1 protein-coding gene is annotated in these 617 nt (G+C 41.5%); it reads left to right on the forward strand.

All coding sequences use genetic code 11. From position 1 onward, the window contains the following. Nucleotides 1-194, forward strand: a 194-nt coding sequence (locus KTR07_RS28180) for a hypothetical protein (RefSeq protein ID WP_217315585.1), incomplete at its 5' end; no start/stop codon positions are given. Nucleotides 195-617: the final 423 nt, after the last annotated feature.

Here is a 617-nt window from a genome sequence, read left to right on the forward strand (position 1 = left end):
ATACAGGAGGAATAGAGGAAAGGCATGCACATTATTATATTCACACGCGCGTTAGAAGGGCGAGGACACGGGCGTATGCACAAGGGAAAGGAAGAGGAAATACAGGAAAGGTGAAGAAGATGCACAAAGGAAACCAGAACGGGAATCCAAAGAAAAGAAAAAAAGGACGGAGGAAAAGGGGATTGAAAGACTGAAAAGGAAGAAGGCAGGAAGAAGGGGAAATCGTAGCAAGGGAGGAAAATACGAAAAAAAGGGTAGAGACAGGAGTCTTTTAAAGTTCTACACTCTTGGAAAAAGAAAAAAACTCTGCCATCCGCAACAATTCGATTAACATTCTTAGGGGGACTTTTTAGTCAACCCCTACTTACGTGTCAGCCAGGCTCTCTATGAAAATAAAAACTATAATTTGCTGTCATCTGTCACGTTGTCGGGTGTAATTGATTGAATATGAATAATTAATGAGGTGGTGGCAGTAGGTGACGGCAGTGTGACGGCAAATTTTGCTGTCACACTGCCTTGTTGTCAATGGTTACTTATGGGCTGTTGGTTGGTCTATACAGAGTGTCTTACCCTGGATTTGGTTGACTACTATAAGTATCAACTAAAATGAATAAAAG

The organism is Bacteroides sp. MSK.20.82, assembly GCF_019052485.1.
GTDB classification, from domain to species: Bacteria; Bacteroidota; Bacteroidia; order Bacteroidales; family Bacteroidaceae; genus Bacteroides; species Bacteroides thetaiotaomicron.